General features: G+C 72.4%; 17 protein-coding genes. 6 read left to right on the top strand and 11 right to left on the bottom strand.

What is annotated here, in order from left to right:
- Nucleotides 1-41 precede the first annotated feature (41 nt).
- The 4 genes from ACYVK5_RS12870 to ACYVK5_RS12855 form a co-directional block, all read right to left on the bottom strand.
- Entirely contained in the window at nt 42-554 is a 513-nt protein-coding gene (locus tag ACYVK5_RS12870) for a flavin reductase family protein (protein ID WP_460705513.1), read from the bottom strand.
- Nucleotides 547-1,572, bottom strand: coding sequence for a MupA/Atu3671 family FMN-dependent luciferase-like monooxygenase (locus ACYVK5_RS12865; protein ID WP_460705511.1), 1,026 nt, complete (start codon nt 1,570-1,572; stop codon nt 547-549). Before ACYVK5_RS12865 ends, ACYVK5_RS12870 begins: the two co-directional genes overlap by 8 nt.
- 177 nt (nt 1,573-1,749) lie before the next feature.
- Nucleotides 1,750-2,406, bottom strand: coding sequence for a biliverdin-producing heme oxygenase (locus ACYVK5_RS12860; RefSeq protein ID WP_460705509.1), 657 nt, complete (start codon nt 2,404-2,406; stop codon nt 1,750-1,752).
- Between the two features lie 302 nt (nt 2,407-2,708).
- Entirely contained in the window at nt 2,709-3,632 is a 924-nt protein-coding gene (locus ACYVK5_RS12855; protein WP_460705507.1) for an undecaprenyl-diphosphate phosphatase, read from the bottom strand.
- 38 nt (nt 3,633-3,670) lie between these two features.
- On the opposite strand from ACYVK5_RS12855, the gene ACYVK5_RS12850 reads away from it, so the two are divergent.
- The gene (locus ACYVK5_RS12850) at nt 3,671-4,612 is read left to right on the top strand and encodes an aldo/keto reductase (protein ID WP_460705505.1); all 942 of its coding nucleotides are present in this window, start codon (nt 3,671-3,673) and stop codon (nt 4,610-4,612) included.
- Nucleotides 4,613-4,628: 16 nt separating this feature from the next.
- Here the strand turns inward: ACYVK5_RS12850 and ACYVK5_RS12845 are convergent, their stop codons facing one another.
- Nucleotides 4,629-4,955, bottom strand: coding sequence for a primosomal protein (locus ACYVK5_RS12845; protein WP_460705503.1), 327 nt, complete (start codon nt 4,953-4,955; stop codon nt 4,629-4,631).
- A gap of 145 nt (nt 4,956-5,100) precedes the next feature.
- Between ACYVK5_RS12845 and ACYVK5_RS12840 the strand changes: the two genes are divergently transcribed.
- Nucleotides 5,101-5,316: a DUF5703 family protein gene (locus ACYVK5_RS12840; RefSeq protein ID WP_460705501.1), complete on the top strand. Its 216-nt coding sequence runs from the start codon at nt 5,101-5,103 to the stop codon at nt 5,314-5,316.
- Nucleotides 5,317-5,391: 75 nt separating this feature from the next.
- The gene (gene mshC, locus ACYVK5_RS12835; protein WP_460705499.1) at nt 5,392-6,663 is read left to right on the top strand and encodes a cysteine--1-D-myo-inosityl 2-amino-2-deoxy-alpha-D-glucopyranoside ligase; all 1,272 of its coding nucleotides are present in this window, start codon (nt 5,392-5,394) and stop codon (nt 6,661-6,663) included.
- A 9-nt stretch (nt 6,664-6,672) separates the two neighbouring features.
- Here mshC and ACYVK5_RS12830 read toward each other — a convergent pair whose 3' ends face one another.
- Nucleotides 6,673-7,575 (bottom strand): PAC2 family protein, encoded by a 903-nt coding sequence (locus ACYVK5_RS12830; protein ID WP_460705497.1) that lies wholly within the window; start codon nt 7,573-7,575, stop codon nt 6,673-6,675.
- A gap of 125 nt (nt 7,576-7,700) precedes the next feature.
- On the opposite strand from ACYVK5_RS12830, the gene ACYVK5_RS12825 reads away from it, so the two are divergent.
- Nucleotides 7,701-8,147: a nitroreductase family deazaflavin-dependent oxidoreductase gene (locus ACYVK5_RS12825; RefSeq protein ID WP_460705495.1), complete on the top strand. Its 447-nt coding sequence runs from the start codon at nt 7,701-7,703 to the stop codon at nt 8,145-8,147.
- Between the two features lie 36 nt (nt 8,148-8,183).
- On the opposite strand, the gene ACYVK5_RS12820 is transcribed toward ACYVK5_RS12825, so the two are convergent.
- The gene (locus tag ACYVK5_RS12820) at nt 8,184-9,044 is read right to left on the bottom strand and encodes a Crp/Fnr family transcriptional regulator (protein WP_460705493.1); all 861 of its coding nucleotides are present in this window, start codon (nt 9,042-9,044) and stop codon (nt 8,184-8,186) included.
- Between the two features lie 150 nt (nt 9,045-9,194).
- Between ACYVK5_RS12820 and ACYVK5_RS12815 the strand changes: the two genes are divergently transcribed.
- Entirely contained in the window at nt 9,195-9,755 is a 561-nt protein-coding gene (locus ACYVK5_RS12815) for a hypothetical protein (protein ID WP_460705491.1), read from the top strand.
- Between the two features lie 137 nt (nt 9,756-9,892).
- Here ACYVK5_RS12815 and ACYVK5_RS12810 read toward each other — a convergent pair whose 3' ends face one another.
- The 3 genes from ACYVK5_RS12810 to ACYVK5_RS12800 form a co-directional block, all read right to left on the bottom strand.
- On the bottom strand, nt 9,893-11,251 hold the full coding sequence (locus ACYVK5_RS12810; protein WP_460705489.1) for a M20/M25/M40 family metallo-hydrolase: 1,359 nt from the start codon (nt 11,249-11,251) through the stop codon (nt 9,893-9,895).
- Between the two features lie 80 nt (nt 11,252-11,331).
- The gene (locus ACYVK5_RS12805; protein WP_460705488.1) at nt 11,332-12,711 is read right to left on the bottom strand and encodes a ricin-type beta-trefoil lectin domain protein; all 1,380 of its coding nucleotides are present in this window, start codon (nt 12,709-12,711) and stop codon (nt 11,332-11,334) included.
- Between the two features lie 80 nt (nt 12,712-12,791).
- Nucleotides 12,792-14,882, bottom strand: a complete 2,091-nt coding sequence (locus tag ACYVK5_RS12800; RefSeq protein WP_460705486.1) for a M3 family metallopeptidase — start codon at nt 14,880-14,882, stop codon at nt 12,792-12,794.
- A gap of 172 nt (nt 14,883-15,054) precedes the next feature.
- Between ACYVK5_RS12800 and ACYVK5_RS12795 the strand changes: the two genes are divergently transcribed.
- Nucleotides 15,055-15,672 carry a DUF6314 family protein gene (locus ACYVK5_RS12795; protein WP_460705484.1) on the top strand — a complete coding sequence of 206 codons (618 nt, stop codon included), beginning with the start codon at nt 15,055-15,057 and terminating at the stop codon, nt 15,670-15,672.
- A 332-nt stretch (nt 15,673-16,004) separates the two neighbouring features.
- Here ACYVK5_RS12795 and ACYVK5_RS12790 read toward each other — a convergent pair whose 3' ends face one another.
- Nucleotides 16,005-17,459: an FAD-dependent oxidoreductase gene (locus ACYVK5_RS12790; RefSeq protein ID WP_460705482.1), complete on the bottom strand. Its 1,455-nt coding sequence runs from the start codon at nt 17,457-17,459 to the stop codon at nt 16,005-16,007.
- Between the last annotated feature and the right edge of the window lie 46 nt (nt 17,460-17,505).

Here is a 17,505-nt window from a genome sequence, read left to right as displayed (position 1 = left end):
CTCCCTCTGACGGGCTGTGACGTTCGGGTCGACGGGGAGAGTCATCGGTTGCGGGGCTCCGCGTTGCGGGGCTCCGCCGAGAACCGTTCGGCGCCCCGCCACGAGGAGAACTGGCGATACCCGTAGAGCAGGGGGTCGCCCTCGCGCTTCGACGTGCCGGCGACCTCGCCGAAGACGACGGTGTGGTCACCGCGTGCCACGGTTCCCGAGACACGGCACTCGGCGTTGGCGTGGGTGTCGTCCTCGAGCCAGGGCAGCCCCAGCAGCGGGGAGGGATTCCATCTGACGTCGGAGAACCGGTCTGCCGCGGTGCGCGACATCAGCCTGGCGGTGCCCGTGGCGCCGTCGTGCAGCAGGTTGACGGCGAAGGCGCCCCGGCCGAGCAGGACCGACAGCGTGCCGCCGGAGTTCTGCCGCAGGCACACCAGGAGGGTCGGCGGGTCGAGCGCCACGCTCGTCAGGGACGTGCAGGTCAGCCCGTAGGGCTCACCGTCGCGGCTCGTCGTGGTGACGACGGCGACGCCGGTCGGGAACCCGCTCATGAACTCACGCATGGGACTCGCTCGACCGCGTGCGGAGCCTGCCGAGCGCTCGCACCGTGTCGGTCCACGCGTCGCCGTGCGGCAGGAAGTCGACCAGGCAGGTGATCTCGGTGACGCCGAGCCCGGCGAGCTTCTCCGTGAAGGCGGGCCACTCGGACTCCGGGCCGACGAGCGACAGCCCGTCGCGGAGCCGTTCCGCGGCCGCCACCATCCGGGGCTTCCACACCTCGGCGTCGACCGACTCGGGGTCCTCGCTGGAGCTGCTGAAGGTGGAGAGCATGTACCGCTCCAGCGCCTCCATGTTCCGCTCCTCCGAGGCCTGCCCGTCGGAGACCGCGGCGTGGACCAGCACCGTGATGTCACCGCCGCGGCCGAGCCCGCCGTCGATGCGTCCCTGCTGGTACCGCTCGATGTTGGCGGCGAGCTGGCCGAGGTCCTGCATGATCAGGTTGGTGAGCACCCCGCGGCCGCCACGACCCGACTCGTAGTACGAGTCCGGGTTCCCGAGGCACGCCTGCCAGAGCCGCAGGTCGCCGACCGGGCGGGGGTGCAGCCGCACCGCCGCCCGTTCACCGGAGTGCCCCTCGAGCTCCAGCGCCTCGCCCCTCCAGAGGCGTTCCAGCTGCCCGATCCGCGTCCGCAGGAGCTCGCGCCGCTCGGCATGCGGGGCGTCCGACAGGACGAAGTCCCGCTGCATCCAGCCGAACGCCACGCCGATGCCGACCCGGCCGCCGGAGGCCGCGTCCACCATCGCCCAGTCCTCCGCGACCGACACGGCCGAGTGCAGCGGCAGGACACTGCTGCCCGCCCGGATCCCGAGCCGCGTCGTGCGCATCGCGACCATCGCGCCGAGCACGGCCGGGTTCGGGGAGAAGCCGCCGAAGTCGTCGAAGTGCCGCTCCGGGAGCCAGACGTTCTCCAGCCCTTCGGCCTCCGCGAGTTCGACGAGGTCGAGCAGCCGGTCGTAGACGCCGTCCTGGCCGTCCGTGGTGAAGCCGAAGAGGGAGAGGCTGACCGCGGGCTCGGACACCGGGGCAACGGTGGCAGGCAGGGGTGAATCAGGTCGAGTGGCCATGCCGCCCATCCTGGACAGGCGTCCAGGCGGGCGAAAGGCTCCGGGCCCGCCAAGATCAGGCGGGGTCCCTCCCGAGAAAAACGGGCTAGAGCCACTGCCGGGCCGGAAGGCACGACGGCCCCGGCGCGACCCCTACGGCCGGTGCACCTCCGCGAGCGCCGCGAACACCGCGCGATTCAGGCGGAAGGCGAGCCGCGCCTCGGACAGCGCGGTGTCGATCTCGGCGTCGTCGAGCGCGAGGGCGTCGAGGCGCTCGCGGTAGACGTCCTTGAAGACCTTCGCCTTGGGGATGTCGGGAAACGCGTAGAACGCGAGCCCGTCGCCGTCGAGCCCGTAGTGGCGCTCGAGCATGCGCCGGACGATCTGCCCGCCGGACAGGTCGCCCAGGTATCGCGTGTAGGCGTGCGCGGCGTAGTGCGGCAGGCTCGCCCCGACCTCGCGGACCCGCGCGGCGTAGTCGTGCGTGGCGGGCAGGATCCGGATCTCGTCGCGCCAGGCGGGCCCGTAGAGGAACGTCAGGTCCTGTTCGATCGCCGGAACCCGGGTCAGCTCGTCGAACACGAGCGGCCGGCCGCGCGCGTCGCGGCACACCGCCGCGCTCGCCTCCTCGAGCGCCTCGTAGACGACGAGTTGCTGGGCGGCGAGGTCCGCGTAGGCGGCCCGGTCCAGGTCCCCGGACATCAGGTGCTCGATGAACGGCTCGGTCTCGGCGGCCGTGTGGTCGGCCCGTGTGCCGTCGCGGAGGAGGGTGGACAGGGTGGGCGCGGTGTCGGCGGGGAGTGCGCTCATGGGACCTCCGAGGGTGCGGGTGCCGCCCGGGCGAGCGGCATGCGGTTCATCGTAGTGACAATGTGTCACGACGTTGCCGCATCCTAGCAAGAGAACTTAGGCATACCTACCCTTATCCACGATGCATCAGGGAGCGGACGAGCCCACGGCTCGGCCCTGCCGTCGACGAGATCCTGGCCGCGCTCACGCCGATCGTGGAGCTTGGGCTGGTGGTGGCGACCGGGCCGGTGGTGACGACGCCCGGTACGGCGATCATCGGTCTCGGCGTGGGGGCCGGATTCGTGGCAGGGGCGCCCTCGGGGTCAGCCCACCCCGCCGGTGGCGTCGATCGTGCCGGTGACGAGCAGCACGGCCACCACGGCCGCGAGCGCGAAGCGGTAGTAGACGAACGGCGCGAACGAGTAGCGCTTGACGATCTTGAGGAACGCCACGATGACGAAGTAGCCGACGACACCCGCCACGATCGTCGCGATGATGGTCGCGTTCCAGCCGGGCGCCCCCTCGGGGATCGGCTCGCCGATCGTCTTCAGCAGCTGGTAGAACCCGGACCCGAACACGGCGGGCAGCGCCAGGAGGAACGAGTAGTCCGCGGCCGCGCCGCGCTTGAAGCCCATGAACAGGCCCGCGGCGATCGTGCCGCCGGAGCGCGACACGCCCGGGACGAGCGCGAGGGACTGCGCGAACCCGTACCCGAGCGCGCTGCGTGTGGTGAGCGTCTCGAGCTCGCGCTCCTGGCGGGCCGTCCGGTCGGCCCACAGGATGATCGCCCCGAACCCGGCGAGCATCGCCACGGTCAGCCACAGGTTGCGCAGACTCGTCTCGATGTAGTCCTGGAACAGCAGGCCGAGCACCACGATCGGGACGGAGCCGAGGATGATGTACCAGCCCATCGCGGCGTCCGGGTCGGCGATGCTGATCCCGGGCCTGGCGTGCCGGACGCTGATGGAGCCGGACGCCGGGCCGAGTCCCAGCCGTGAGCGCCAGTCGGGGCCGTTCGCGCCGGTCAGTGCGCGGAACCAGGCGACGAGGATCTGGCCGATCTTCCTGCGGTAGTAGATGACGACGGCAGTCTCCGTGCCGAGCTGCGTGATCGCGGTGAACGCGGCCCCGGCGTCACCGGCACCGATCAGCTCGCTCGTGATGCGCAGGTGCGCGCTGGAGGAAACCGGGAGGAACTCGGTCAGACCCTGGACGAGACCCAGGAAGATGGCTTGCCACGACGTCACGGGCGGTAACCTTACCCGCTGCCAGGTAGCCTGCGAGCATGGATCACCGCAGGGTGGGGGCTTCCGGACTGCGCGTGTCCGAGCTGGGACTGGGCACGATGACCTGGGGCCGGGACACCGACGAACTCGACGCCGCCGAGCAGGCGCGCGACTTCCTCGACGCCGGAGGCACGCTGATCGACACGGCCGCCGCCTACGGCGAGGGCGAGGCCGAGAACGTCATCGGCACGCTCCTGGCCGGAAAGGTGGCACGGGACGACGTCGTGCTGGCGACCAAGGCCGGCACCCGCCGTGACGCGTCCCGCGGCGCGCTCCTGGACTCCCTGGACGCCTCGCTGCGGCGGATGGGCACCGACCACGTGGACCTGTTCCTCGTGGCCTGCCCGGACGGCGCCACCCCGCTCGCGGAGACCTGCTCGGCGCTGCGGCTGGCCGTGACGTCGGGCCGGGCCCGCTACGCCGGGCTGTGCAACCACCCGGCCTGGGCGGCCGCGCGGGCCGCCTCGCTCCTGGAGGGCGACATCGGGCTGCCCGCCCTCTCCCTGGAGTACTCCCTGGTGCAGCGCGGAGCGGAGCGGGAGGCGCTCCCGGCCGCCGACGCGCTCGGCATGGGGCTGCTGGCCTGGTCGCCGCTGGGGCGCGGGGTCCTCACCGGCAAGTACCGGCACGGCACCCCCGCGGACTCGCGGGCGGCGTCGAACCATCTGGCCGGGTTCGTGGCGCCCTACCTGGAGGGGGATGCGGCGTCGGTGGTCGATGCCGTCGGCATCGCCGCGGACGGCCTCGGCCGGACGCCCGCGGAGGTCGCGCTGTCCTGGCTGCTGGAACGGGACCGGCTCGCGTCGGCGATCGTGGGTGCGCGCACCCCCGCGCAGCTGCGCACGAGCCTCGGGGCCACGGACCTGAGGCTCCCCGCGGAGGTGCTGTCCGCGCTGGACGACGTCTCGGCGCCGCCCATCGGCTATCCGGAACGCTGGTAGGCGTTCCCCCGGCGCCTCAGCGCGCGGGCTCGCCCGCCGGCGCCGCGGACTCCGTGTCGTCGACATCCGCGAGCTCGTCCTCGAAATCGAAGTCGAGATCGTCGTCGTCCTCGTCACTGCCGTCGTCGTCCTCGTCGTCGAGATCCTCGGCCAGGTAGAACGGGGTGACCTCGCCGAAGCGCGTGGCCAGGGCGTCCTCGTACACCTCGTAGGCGTCGGCGAGCACGTCGTAGGCGTCGTCGACGGCGGGGTCGTCGTCGCTCCGTCTCGTGGCGACCGCGTTGTAGTGGGCCTCGAGTGCGGCCACGAGGCGGTCGAGTGCGGCGCGCGGGTCAACGGTCATGCATCGAACTCTACTGCCGCGCGCTGGCCTGCGGTATCGGTCAGCGCCATTCGATCCCCAGGACGTGACCCAAACCCCTTGATCCCCGCAACGGATGGGACACAATAGTCGGACGAATTGTCGTCTGTGACGGGGACGGTGACACATGGCGAGTGACGGCTCCACATGGCGTAAGCACGGCCAGTACGAGTACCGGGTCCTGACCATCGACAGATCCACGAGCGTGCCCGACGCTCGCAAGCTCCTCACCGACGAGGCCGAGTACGGACGCTGGGAGCTGGCACGCACCCGCATCTACCTGGGCGGCGAGCGCCGGGTGTGGCTCCGGCGCAAGATCATCCGCGTGCAGCCGACCCTGTGATCCCGGCGGTGTGACCTGCGTCGGGAACGGCGCCCGCCGTCCTGGCGTGTCGTACCGACCGTCTAGGCTGTGCGGGTGCATTCCTGGCCCTTCCCGCAGATCCCCGCGATCCCCGGCAGCTCCGACAAGATCCAGGTGCACGACACCTCGACCGGCGGCCTCACCGAGGCCGCGCCCGGAGCGACGGCCGGGCTGTACGTCTGCGGCATCACGCCGTACGACGCGACCCACATCGGCCACGCGAACACGTACGTGACCTTCGACCTGCTGGTCCGCGCCTGGCGCGACGCCGGCAAGGAGGTCACGTACGTGTCCAACGTGACGGACGTCGACGACCCGCTGCTGGAACGCGCCGCCGCCACCGGCGTGCACTGGAGCGACCTCGCGCGCGACCAGGTGGCCCTGTTCGCCGAGGACATGACGGCGCTCGGCGTCGTCCCGCCGGACGTGTACAGCGGGGTGGTCGAGTCCATCCCGGAGGTCGCCGAGGCCGTGGCCGCGCTCCTGGAGGCCGGTGCCGCCTACCGCGTCCCCCCGTCCGACGACGGCGTGACGGGCGACGACATCTACGCCGACCTGTCCGCCGACGCCGGCTTCGGCACGGTCTCCCGCCTCGACGCGGCCACGATGGGCACCCTGTTCGCCCAGCGCGGCGGCGATCCCGAACGGCCCGGCAAGCGCGACCCGCTCGACCCGCTGCTGTGGCGCGCCGAGCGCCCGGGGGAGCCCGCCTGGGACGGCGGGACCCTCGGCCGGGGACGGCCAGGCTGGCACATCGAGTGCACGGTGATCGCGCGGGCGGGGCTCGACCTGTCCGGCGCGGGCACGTTCGACATCCAGGGCGGGGGCGCCGACCTCGCGTTCCCGCACCACGAGATGTCCGTCTCCCACCTGCGCGCGCTCGGCGTCCGGACGGCCCGCGCGCACGTGCACGCGGCACTGATCGCCTACCAGGGCGAGAAGATGAGCAAGTCGCGCGGGAACCTGGTGCTCGTCTCCCGGCTCCGCGCCGACGGCGCCGACCCCATGGCGATCCGGCTCGCCCTCCTCGCCCACCACTACCGCACCACCTGGGAGTGGACGGACGCCGACCTGGCGTCGGGCACCGAACGCCTCGAGCGGTGGCGCGCGGCCCTGTCCGGCAACGGCGGTCCGTCCGCCGACGACACCCTGGCCGCCGTCCGCGCCGCCCTGTCCCACGACCTGGACGCCCCCGCGGCCCTCGCCGCGGTGGACGACTGGGCGGCCGCGGCCCTGGACCCGGCGCGCGACACCGCCGACGACGAGGAGGGCGCCCCGGGCGTCCTCTCCCGCGCGGTCAACGCCCTCCTGGGCGTCCGTCTCTGACCCGACGCGTCAGATCGAACCGGCGCTCCCCGGGTCCTTGCCGTCCTTGCCACCGATGTCACGGCGGCGCAGGTACCGCTCGAACTCCCGCGCGATCGCGTCACCGGAAGCCTCGGGCAGCTCCGCGGTGTCCTTCGCCTCCTCGAGCTGCGCGACGTACTCGGAGATCTCGGTGTCCTCGCTCGCCAGCTCGTCCACGCCCTGCTGCCAGGCGGCGGCGTCGTCCGGCAGGTCGCCCATGTCGATCGACTCGCCCAGCAGTTCCTCGATACGCGTCAGGATCGCCAGCGCCGCCTTGGGCGAGGGCGGGTTCGCCACGTAGTGCGGCACCGCGGCCCACAACGAGACCGACTGCAGCCCGCGCTCGGCCGCCTCGTGCTGCATCACGCCGACGATGCCGGTCGGGCCCGTGTAGGTGTTGGGCTCGATGTCGAGCACCGCCTGCACGCCCGTGCTGTCCGACGTCGCCGTCATCGGGATCGGCCGCGTGTGCGGCACGTCCGCCAGCAGCGCGCCGAGCGTCACGAACGACTCCACGCCCAGATCCCCGGCCATGCCGAGCAACTCGGCACAGTACTTGCGCCAGCGCATCGACGGCTCGATGCCGTGCACCAGGACGACGGTGCGCTGAGGCAGGTGCGCCACCCAGACCGACGTCGTCGGCCAGGTGATGAACTGCTTGCCGTCGTCGTCGAACGCGACGGTGGGACGGTTCACCTGGAAGTCGTGATACTCGTCCGGGTCCAGCTCGGCAACCTTCTCCGCACCCCACACCTCGCACAGATGCGTCAGGGCACTGGTCGCCGCGCCACCGGCGTCGTTCCAGCCCTCGAAAGCAGCCAGAAGGACGGTCCTGCGGACCGTTCGTGAGGTCGGGGCCTGGTCGTTCGGCTCGGACTGGGCGTCGGTCATCCTCCCACCCTATGGGGTACGCCTGCCGCTCCGGCATGCGTTCGCCCGTGGCGTGGCGCGGTGTGTCCGCGGCGTGTCCGCGGCGTGTCAGGGAATATCCGCGCACCTCCGCGGTTGGCAGGAGCATGACCGAACTCCAGGGCGAATACGTTCCGAGCACGGCCGGATGGGTGCGCGACCAGGTGGAGGCGTTCGAGGCGTCGGACGGCGCCGAGGCGAACACGCTGCGCGGAAGCGGCGACCCCATCGTCGTGATCACCAACCGCGGCGCGAAGAGCGGGAAGATCCGCAAGACGCCGCTGATGCGCGTCGAGAAGAACGGCTCCTACCTGGCCGTCGGGTCGAAGGGCGGCGCGCCGAAGAACCCCGTCTGGGTGCACAACTTCCGCGCCAACCCCCGCGTCGAGCTCCAGGACGGGCCCGTGCGCAAGACGTACGTGGCGCGCGAGCTGTCGGGCGACGAACGCGCCGAGTGGTGGGACATCGCCGTGGCCACCTGGTCCACGTACGCCGAGTACGAGAAGAAGACGGACCGGCTGATCCCGCTGTTCCTCCTGGAGCCGGTGGACTGAAGCTCGACAGGCCGCGGGGCCGCGCCGCGCGGCCTCTCAGGCACCCTCCGCGAGGAGCGCCAGGCGCTCGCGGTCCAGGACCACGATCCTTCCCCGGCCCAGGGTGATCAGGTCCCGGTCCGCGAGCTCGCCCAGGACCTTCGTCGTCGTCTCCCGTGACGTCCCGGCGAGCGCCGCGACCTGCTCGTGGGTGAGCCGCACCTGGACGCCACGCGTGAGCGGGCGCGCCTGCCCCGAGTCGGCGAGCGTGGCGAGGGTGCCCGCGACCCGTTGCGGGACGGACTTGAACACGGCGTCGGACAGCCGTCGCTCGAGGTCGCCGATCCGGCGGCCGAGGGTCTCGGAGATGCGCGCGGCGATGCGCGGGTCGCCGAGCAGGAGCCGGCGCACGTCGGTGGTGGTCATCACGCAGACGACGACGTCGTCCATCGCCTCCGCGAAGCTGCCGTGCATCTGCTGCCCGAGCACCGCCATCTCGCCGAAGATCGTGCCCGGCGAGATGATCGCCGTGGTCAGGGCGCGCCCGTCGGCGGAGAGCCGGAAGATCCGCACGCGCCCCTTCTTGAGGATGAACAGCGTCTGGACGGGTTCGTGCGGCGTGTAGACGAGGGTGCCGGCGGGATAGCGCGTCATCGGGGCCGCCTGCGCCATGGCGTCCATCTCGCGCTCGTCGAGGTCGGCGAAGATGTCGACCTCGGCCATGCACCACAGGCGCTCGGGGTCGTTGGCCGCGCCCGGTCGTGTCGTGCCCGAGGTCGTCATGCGCTCTCTCTCCTGCGGCACCCCCGGCTGCGGTGCCCACGGTGGCGTGCGTTCGACCAGCCGCACGAACCCCGCATCGGGCACGCATCCGCAGCCCTCCGCCGGGCTGTCCGGGTCGATCGCGTCGTACCTCATGTTTTCACACGCTAGGCGCGGCTTGTCACCCCTTCTGTGATCGCGCTCACGGACGCCGGTCCGCGGCACGGCTTGGCTGAAGATGTCCGGCGTCGATCGCCGGGCCCCGGCGGGCGACGCCGGGAGAGGTGACGACACGAGGAGACAACCATGACCACGATGGAGACACAGCACCGGGTGGGGCTCGGCCGGGCCGCGGTGACCGGCGCGGTGGCCGGGCTGCTGGCCTCGGTGGTGATGGGGATGTACGCGATGATCGCGATGTGGGCCGGCGGCACCGGCTTCTTCACGCCGCTGCACCACATCGCGACGCTGTTCGCGAGTCCGGACGCCATGACGGGCTCGATGGAGGGCGCGATGGCGGGCGACGCGTTCGTGATCTCCGGCGGGGTGGCGGTCCTGGGCCTGGTCATCCACATGGTGACCGGCGCCGTCTACGGCGCGATCTTCGGACTGCTGGTGGCGCGGCTACGGCCCGCGACGCTCCTGTTCGGCGGGCTCGGGCTCGTCTGGGGCGCGGTGGTGCTGGTCGTCAGCGCCTTCGTCGCGCTGCCGGTGGTGGCCGCGCTCCTGGGCGTGGGCGACACCGAGATGGGCAACCCGATCGCCGACATGGCCACGATGGCCGGCTGGGGCACGTTCACGATCGAGCACCTGGTGTACGGCCTGGTCCTCGGCCTGCTGACGGCGGCGGGCCTGCGGAGGGCCTGACTCGCCGCGCAGCGGCGGGCCCGGCGAGCCGCCGCCCGCGTGATCGGTCCTCGTGTGAGTGATCGGCAGCTCAACGTGCCGACCGCTCACGCACGGACCGATCATCCGAGCGTGCCGTCAGCCGGGCGGGGGCGCCGTCAGCAGGTCGCGAGGAGGCGGTCCAGGACCCGGGTGCCGAACCTCAGCGCGTCCGTCGGCACGCGCTCGTCGACGCCGTGGAACATGCCGGCGAAGTCGAGGTCCGCGGGCAGCCGCAGCGGGGCGAAGCCGTAGCCGGTGATGCCGAGGCGGGACATCCACTTGTTGTCGGTGCCGCCCGACAGCGTGTACGGCAGCACGGTGGCGCCCGGGTCCTCCGCGTCGATCGCGTCGACCATCGCGTCCACGAGGGAGCCGGTGAACGGCACCTCGAGGGACACGTCCTGATGGATCGGCTCGACCCGCACGCCGGGTCCGGCCAGCTCCTTCAGCGTCTCGATGCCCTCGGCCTCGTGCCCCGGCAGGAGTCGCACGTCGATCGCGGCCGACGCCGAGCCGGGGATGACGTTCGCCTTGTACCCGGCGTCCAGCTGGGTGGGGTTCGAGGTGTTGCGCACGGTGGCGCCGACGAACTTGGCGGCCGGCCCGAGCGCGGCCACGAGGTCGTCGACCATCCCGGGATCCTCGGCGAACCGGGCGGCGTCGTACGGCAGGCCGGTCAGCTCGGCGACGCCGCTCAGCAGCGCGTCCACGGTGGGGGTCGGCGTGTACGGCCACGCGTACCTCCCGATGCGGGCGACGGCCTCGGCGAGCGCCGTGACCGCGTTGTCGTGGTTGACCTGGGAGCCGTGGCCCGCGCGGCCGTCGGCGAGCAGCCGCATCCAGGACAGGCTCTTCTCGGCGGTCTGCAGCAGGTAGGCGCGGTGGCCGCCGACGTCCACCGAGAACCCGCCGACCTCGCTGACCGCCTCGGTCGCGCCCTCGAAGAGCTCGGCGTGCTCGGCGGTCATGTAGCCGGCGCCGAGCCGGCCGCCGTTCTCCTCGTCCGCGAAGAAGGCGACGACGACGTCGCGGGCGGGCTTGCGTCCCTCGCGCGCCATCTGCCGCACGACGGACAGGATCATGGCGTCCATGTCCTTCATGTCCACGGCGCCCCGGCCCCAGATCAGACCGTCGGTCTCCTCCGCGGCGAACGGGTCCACCGTCCAGTCACCGGCGGCCGCGGGCACGACGTCGAGGTGGCCGTGCAGCACGAGCGCGGGCCGTGACCGGTCGACCCCTTCGAGCCGCACGACGACGGAGGCCCGGCCCGGCTCGGACTCGAAGATCTCCGGTTGCAGGCCGACCTCGGTGAGCAGCTCCATGACGTACTCGGCCGCGGCCCGCTCCCCTGGTCCCTCGCCGTTGCCGTAGTTCGAGGTGTCGAACCGGATGAGGTCGCGGCAGATGCCGACCACCTCGTCCTGGGCGGCGAGGGCGGGAGGGGCTGGGGTAGCGGGTCGCGCAGTCTCGGTCACGTCGGACACGGTACCCGCTCCGTCCACGCCTCCGGCAGGAACGCAGGAGCGGGCGGAGCGGGATCCGGCGGGGGCTCCGGTCAGAAGCCCGCGGTGATCCTGGTGAACTCCAGGTCGGCCTGGGCGATGCCGCTGCAGTTGCTGGCGAGGCCCCCGCCCGGGCACGGCCTGTCCCGGTTGACGGACCAGAAGGCAAGCCTGCCCACGCCCCGCGCGTCCGCCCAGTCGCGGATGGCGGTCCACTGTGCGGGCGTGGTGGTCTCGCCGACGTCGGAGATCCCGTTCATGCCCGAGATCCCGACGTGCGCGTACGCCTCGGCCTCGGACCAGCCGTGCGCAGCCATGAGCTGGTCCTTGAGGCCCTGCGCGGCACTGACGGTGGCGGCGTGCATGTCGCCGCCCCCGAAGTTGAAGGGCATGATCGTGTAGTTGTCGATCGGCGTCCCGAGTTCCGCGGCGCGGTTGATCAGGCGGGTGCCCCACCAGGTGGGGCCGTTCTGCCCGGTGCCGAACGTGACCACGACCTTGGTGCCGGGATTGTTCTGCTTGACGATGGCGAGCCCGCGCAGGATGCGGTCCTGGACGACCTCGTTCTCGAACTCGTCGGTGTTCTCGATGTCGAAGTCGACGACGTCGGGGTGGTGCGCGTCGATCACGCGCTGCACGGCTCCGGCGTAGGCCTCCGGCGTCGCGCAGTTCGGTCCCAGCTTGTTCCCGGACCAGCCGCCGAAGGAGATCTGCACCTGCCCGCCGGCGGCCTTGATCGCGTCGATCGTCTGCTGGTCGGCGCCTCCGGTCAGCGGGCGCGAGCCGTCCCACGCGGGGTTGCAGCCGCCCGAGGACAGCATGAACGCCATGGTGAACGCCCGGATGCCGGTCTGGTTCATGACGGTCACGGCGTTCTGCGGGTCGCCCCAGCCGAGGTAGAGGTAGGGGGCTCCGGGCATGCGGCCCGGCTGCGGGTCGCCGTCTCCGCCGTCGCCGGTGGGCAGCGTCCACTGCTGGTTCGCGCCGCCGTGGCAGTCCCAGATGATCAGGGGCGTGCGGTCGGCGCTGTTCCAGCCGTCGACGTCGAGGCACTTGCCCAGCGCGCGCAGCGTGCCGTCCGCATGGTGCGTCCACTGCTGGGCGGCGTTGCCGTTGCAGCCGACGATCTGCACCCTGGTGCCGTTCGCCGGGTCCGCCCAGGCGACGTCGAGACATTTGCCCAGCGCCCGGATCGTTCCGTCGGCGCGGACGTCCCAGGTCTGCGCCGCCGTGCCGTTGCACGTGTACAACTGCACCTGGGTGCCGTCCGCGCTGTTCCCGCCGTCGACGTCGACGCACTTGTCGGCGTAGCCGACGATGGCGCCCGTGGCGGCCTGTGCCGGCACGATCCCGCCGAGTCCGGCGACGGTGACGAGCGCGACGAACAACGAGGTGATGGCGGCGCTCGTGCGCCGCCGGAGCCGTGCTTGCATGGTCATCTCCAACCAACCGACGAGTAAGTAAGGAGAACGTACGACCGTGCGCTCCGGCGGCGCATCAGTGCTATCCCGTATCAGCCGTCCAGGCCGAGGCGTGCCAGCAGCGGGGCGATCTCAGGATCGCGGCCGCGCAGGTCCCGGAAGGACTGCGCCGGGTCCTGCGATCCGCCGCGTGCCAGCAGCCGCCGCCGGAACGCCTCCCCGTTCTCGCGGGTCAGGCCGCCGTTCTCGCCGTACCACTCGACGGTGTCGGCGTCGAGCACCTGGGACCAGATGTACGAGTAGTACCCGGCCGCGTAGCCGCCGCCGAAGATGTGGTTGAAGTAGGTGGTGCGGTACCGCGGCGGGACGGGCCCGAAGTCGACGCCTGCCGCGGCGAGGGCGGCCTGCTCGAAGCCGGCGACGTCGTCCGGCGCCACGGGGACGTCCTCCGGGGCGAGCTGGTGCCACGCCTGGTCCAGCAGGGCGGCGCCGAGGTACTCGGTGGTGGAGAAGCCCTCGCCGTACTGGCGGGAGGCGAGCATCGTGTCGATCCACTCGCGCGGCATGGGTTCCCCGGTCTCGTGGTGGACCGCGAAGCCGCTGAGGATCTCCGGGTCCCACGCCCACATCTCGTTGACCTGCGACGGGTACTCGACGAAGTCGCGCGGCACGTCGGTGCCGGACTGCGACGGGTAGCGCACGTCGGACAGCAGGCCGTGCAGCGCGTGGCCGAACTCGTGGAACATCGTGGTGACCTCGTCCCAGGAGAGCAGGGTGGGCTCGCCGGCGGGCGCACGGACGATGTTGAGGTTGTTCACGACGACGGCCCGCTGGCCCAGCAGGTGGTTCTGGTCCACGAGGTTGTTCATCCAGGCGCCGCCGCGCTTGGACTCGCGGGTGAACCAGTCGGCGACGAACAGGCCCAGGCCCTGGTCCCGCTCCCCCGGTTCCGGCTGGTCGAACACCTCGAAGATCCGCACGTCCGGGTGGTAGCCGACCAGGTCCTCCCGCTCGGTGAAGGACAGTCCGAACAGCAGGTTCGCCGCGCGGAACACCCCGTCACGCGCGACGCGCCCCAGTTCCAGGTACGGGCGCAGCAGCGCGTCGTCGAGCGAGAAGCGCTCCTTGCGCACGGCCTCCGCGTAGTAGGACCAGTCCGCGGCCGTGACGGGGCCGCCCGCGAGCGCCTCCAGGTCGGCGTGTTCCGCCCGGGCGTTGGCGACGGCGGGCGGGGCGAGCCGGGTGAGCATTGCGTCCACCTCGCGGGTGGTGCCGGCGGTGGCCTCCTCGGCGACGTACGCGGCGTGGTGCTCGTAGCCCAGCAGGCGGGCGCGCTCGGCGCGCAGGCGGACCATCTCGAGCAGGGTGGCGCGGGTGTCGTGCTCGGAGCCGTCGCGGCCGCGGTTCTCGGAGGCGGCCTGGACGCGGGCGCGCACGTCGGGGCGGGCGAGAGAGGCGAGGACGTGCTGGTGGCTGAAGAGCTGCATCTCGAGCAGCCAGCCCTGGCTGCCGCGGGACTCGGCGGCGGCCCGGGCGCCCGCCCTGGCGGCGTCGGGCAGCCCGTCGAGCTCGGCCTCGTCGGCGATGCGGACGCTCGCGGCGTTGGCGCCGGCCAGGAGCTTGCGGCCGAACTCGGCCTGGAGCGTCGTGAGCCGGGCGTTGATGTCGCGGAGGGTGTCCTGGTCGGCGTCGGACAGCTCGATGCCGGAGCGGCGGATGCGGGTGAGGAGTTTGTCGAGGAGGTAGGCGGCGTCGGGTGCGAGGGTGAGCGTCCCGGCGTCGGCCTGCTCCTGGAGGGCCCGGGCCCGCTCGTAGAGGCGGGCGTCCATGTAGATGGCGTCCTCGTGGGCGGCGAGCTGCGGGGCGAGGCGGGCCTCGATCTCCTCCAGGCCGGGTGTGGCGTCCGCGGCGAGCTGGTTCCCGAACACGCGCAGGGCCCGGCCGAGGAGGGCGCCGGACCGTTCGAGCGCTTCGAGGGTGTTCTCCACGCCGGCCGGGGCGGGGTTCGTGACGATGTCCTCGATCTCGGCGCGCTGGGCGGCCATCCCGGCCACGATCGCGGGCTCGTGGTGCTCCTCGCGGATGGCGGTGTAGTCGGGCAGCTCGTACGGGAGCGTGGAGGGTGCGGCGTACGGGTTGGCGGGATCGAGGGTGGCCGCGGTGGCGGCGTCGGGGATCGTCATGCGTCCATTCTCGCCTGGCCGTCGCCTGGTGAGGACGGCTTTCCCGCTGGTGCAGGTGTGGTCGGCCGGTTGTCGTACGGTCGGTCGCTCGGGGGACCGACTTCTCGACCTCTGACCGACCGCACGACAACCGGCCGATCACACCCTGCCGCGCGGCCTCTACAGTGGGGCCGTGGATCCGTCACGACTCCTGGGCGCGTGGGAGTTCCGCCGCGAGGTGCGTGACCACCTCGACGGTACGGAGTACGTCGCCTCCGGCCGCGCCACGTTCGCGCCGGAGGCCGACGGCCGGATCCGGTGGGCGGAGGAGGGCACGCTGCGCGGGGCGGACCGGAGCACGCCGGTGAGCCGCACGTTGTTCCTGGTGCGCGGGCGGTCGGGCGTCGTCCCCGGCAACGACGAGCCCGGGAACGACGACGCCGCCGGCGCCCCCGCAAGCCACTGGCGGGTCACGTTCGAGGACGGCCGCGACTTCCACCCCTGGACCGCCCGACCGGTCGAGCACGTGTGCGGGCGCGACCTCTACGAGGGCACCATGCGGTTCTTCGCGGACCATGCGGTTCCTTCCACTCTGAGCCCGGAAGCGGAAGGAACCGCATGGTCCGCGAAGAACCGCATGGTGGTCCGCTGGGACGTGCGCGGACCCGCGAAGGACTACGCGATGGTCACCCACTACACGCGGGCGACCGCCGGTGCTCCACCCGGCACTCGCGGCGCAGCTTCCGCCGGTCGCCGTCCGAGATCTCGCCCGCCTGCTCGTGCCAGTTGCGCCCGGGCAGTTCGGTCATGAGCAGCCAATCGCCGTCCACGACCTCGCGGGAGAACTCCACCCGCACCACACCGGGCACCGGGAGCACGCCCGAGGCCGTGTCGTAGAACATCGCCTCGGTGCGCATCAGGTCGCGCTCGTGGCTCAGCCCGGGCGCGGCCGGGTCCGGCGCGACCTTCAATACCAGTCCGGTGCCGTCGTCGAGGCGGATCCGGTAGGCCGTGTTGTAGGTGGCCGCCCCGAGCTCCTCCCACCGGTCGAGCCGCTCCCGGCCGACTCCCGAGACCTCGAGCACGCGGTTGATCCCGGCGTCGGCCAGGCGCCGCCGGTGCCTGTTGACGGCGACCATGCGGTCACGCCGCCCAGGCGATGTAGCCGTCCGGGCGGACCAGGACGGTGGTGGCCTCGCCGTCCGCGCGCCGGACCTCGACGGCGCCCGCCGCCCACTTCGCGTACTGGCTGCCCGGCGGCGGGTCCGCGGTGGCCGCGCCCGTCGCGCCGTCGTCGGCTCCCCGGACGATGACGAAGCCGCCCGAGCGCAGCGCCTCGTAGAGGCGTGTCGCGCCCCCGGACTCCTCCGGGACGAGCGGGAGGTCCGGCGCGCGGCGGCCGGCCAGCCGGTGCCCGCCGCGCGGACGGTCGTAGTTGATCCCGACGCCGGAGATCATGCCCATCGCGCGCCGCCGGGCCGGCGGGAGGTTCCCGATCACTCCCACGACGAGCACGCCCAGCGCCCGCGCGACCACGCCCTTCCCGCGTGCCGCGCGGACCAGCGCGCCGCTCGCGCGCAGCACCATCGTGCCGACGGGATGGCGCTCGGACTCGTAGGAGTCGAGCAGTGCCTCGGCGGCCCCGCCGCTCACCTGCCCCGACACCACCTGCGCGAGCTTCCACGACAGGTTCGCCGCGTCCTGCAGGCCCGTGTTCATGCCCTGACCGCCCGCGGGCGAGTGCACATGGGCGGCGTCGCCGGCGACGAAGACACGGCCCACGCGGTAGTGCGGCGCCTGCCGCTCGTCCGAGTGGAAGCGCGACGTCCAGCGGGCGTCGATCATGCCGAAGTCGGTGCCGAACGCCGCGCGCATGGTCTCGCGCACCTCGTCCAGGTCGAGGGGGGTGTCCTCGGGCACGTCGCGGCCGTACCGCCAGCCGATGACGCGGTGGTACCCGTCGCCGAACGGGGCGATGAAGCAGAACGACTCGTCGCGCACGGCGACCGTGAGGACGTCCGACGGCGGCTCCGCGAGCCGCACGTCCGCCAGCACCATGGACCGGATCACGGCCCGGCCGGGGAACGGCAGCCCGACGGCGTCGCGGACGGCGGAATGGTGCCCGTCGCAGCCCACGACGTAGCCGGCGCGCAGGGTGCGGGGGCCGTCCGGTCCGGCCATCCGCAGGGTGACGCCGTCGGCGTCCTGGTCGAGGCGCTCCAGCTCGGTGTCGTAAGCGAAGGTGACGCCCTCGGCCTCGGCACGCTCCAGGAGAACCCGCTCCACCTCGTACTGCGGGACGGCCATGACCTGCGGGAACCGGCTGGGCAGGACGCTCAGGTCCAGCGCGAACCGGTTCAGCAGCCGCAGGTTCCGGATCACCTGCCCCCCGGCGATGATCGGCTCGGCGAGCTCACGCGCGTCCAGCTGCTCCAGCGCGCGTGCGTGCACGGCGAACGCCCGTGACAAGTTGCTGATCTGCCGGGGCCGCCGCTCCACGAGCGTGGTGCGCACACCGGCGGCAGCGAGATCTCCGGCCAGCAGCAGCCCGGTGGGTCCCGCTCCGACGACGACGATGTTAGCGTCAACAGCAGCCATGGGGCACATCTTGCCTGGTTACAGGGCTGGCCGGAAGAGGGACAAG

The organism is Myceligenerans halotolerans, from assembly GCF_054782975.1.
The sequence above is the reverse complement of the archived record's forward strand: the minus strand, read 5'-3'. Positions and strand labels throughout refer to the sequence as shown.

Excerpts from the sequence above, each read along its gene's own strand:
- ACYVK5_RS12870 (WP_460705513.1), bottom strand. The coding sequence starts at position 554 with ATGCGTGAGTTCATGAGCGGGTTCCCGACCGGCGTCGCCGTCGTCACC.
- ACYVK5_RS12860 (WP_460705509.1), bottom strand. The coding sequence starts at position 2,406 with ATGAGCGCACTCCCCGCCGACACCGCGCCCACCCTGTCCACCCTCCTC.
- ACYVK5_RS12850 (WP_460705505.1), top strand. The coding sequence starts at position 3,671 with ATGGATCACCGCAGGGTGGGGGCTTCCGGACTGCGCGTGTCCGAGCTG.
- ACYVK5_RS12845 (WP_460705503.1), bottom strand. The coding sequence starts at position 4,955 with ATGACCGTTGACCCGCGCGCCGCACTCGACCGCCTCGTGGCCGCACTC.
- ACYVK5_RS12840 (WP_460705501.1), top strand. The coding sequence starts at position 5,101 with ATGGCGAGTGACGGCTCCACATGGCGTAAGCACGGCCAGTACGAGTAC.
- ACYVK5_RS12830 (WP_460705497.1), bottom strand. The coding sequence starts at position 7,575 with ATGACCGACGCCCAGTCCGAGCCGAACGACCAGGCCCCGACCTCACGA.
- ACYVK5_RS12825 (WP_460705495.1), top strand. The coding sequence starts at position 7,701 with ATGACCGAACTCCAGGGCGAATACGTTCCGAGCACGGCCGGATGGGTG.
- ACYVK5_RS12820 (WP_460705493.1), bottom strand. The coding sequence starts at position 9,044 with ATGAGGTACGACGCGATCGACCCGGACAGCCCGGCGGAGGGCTGCGGA.
- ACYVK5_RS12815 (WP_460705491.1), top strand. The coding sequence starts at position 9,195 with ATGACCACGATGGAGACACAGCACCGGGTGGGGCTCGGCCGGGCCGCG.
- ACYVK5_RS12805 (WP_460705488.1), bottom strand. The coding sequence starts at position 12,711 with ATGCAAGCACGGCTCCGGCGGCGCACGAGCGCCGCCATCACCTCGTTG.
- ACYVK5_RS12800 (WP_460705486.1), bottom strand. The coding sequence starts at position 14,882 with ATGACGATCCCCGACGCCGCCACCGCGGCCACCCTCGATCCCGCCAAC.
- ACYVK5_RS12790 (WP_460705482.1), bottom strand. The coding sequence starts at position 17,459 with ATGGCTGCTGTTGACGCTAACATCGTCGTCGTCGGAGCGGGACCCACC.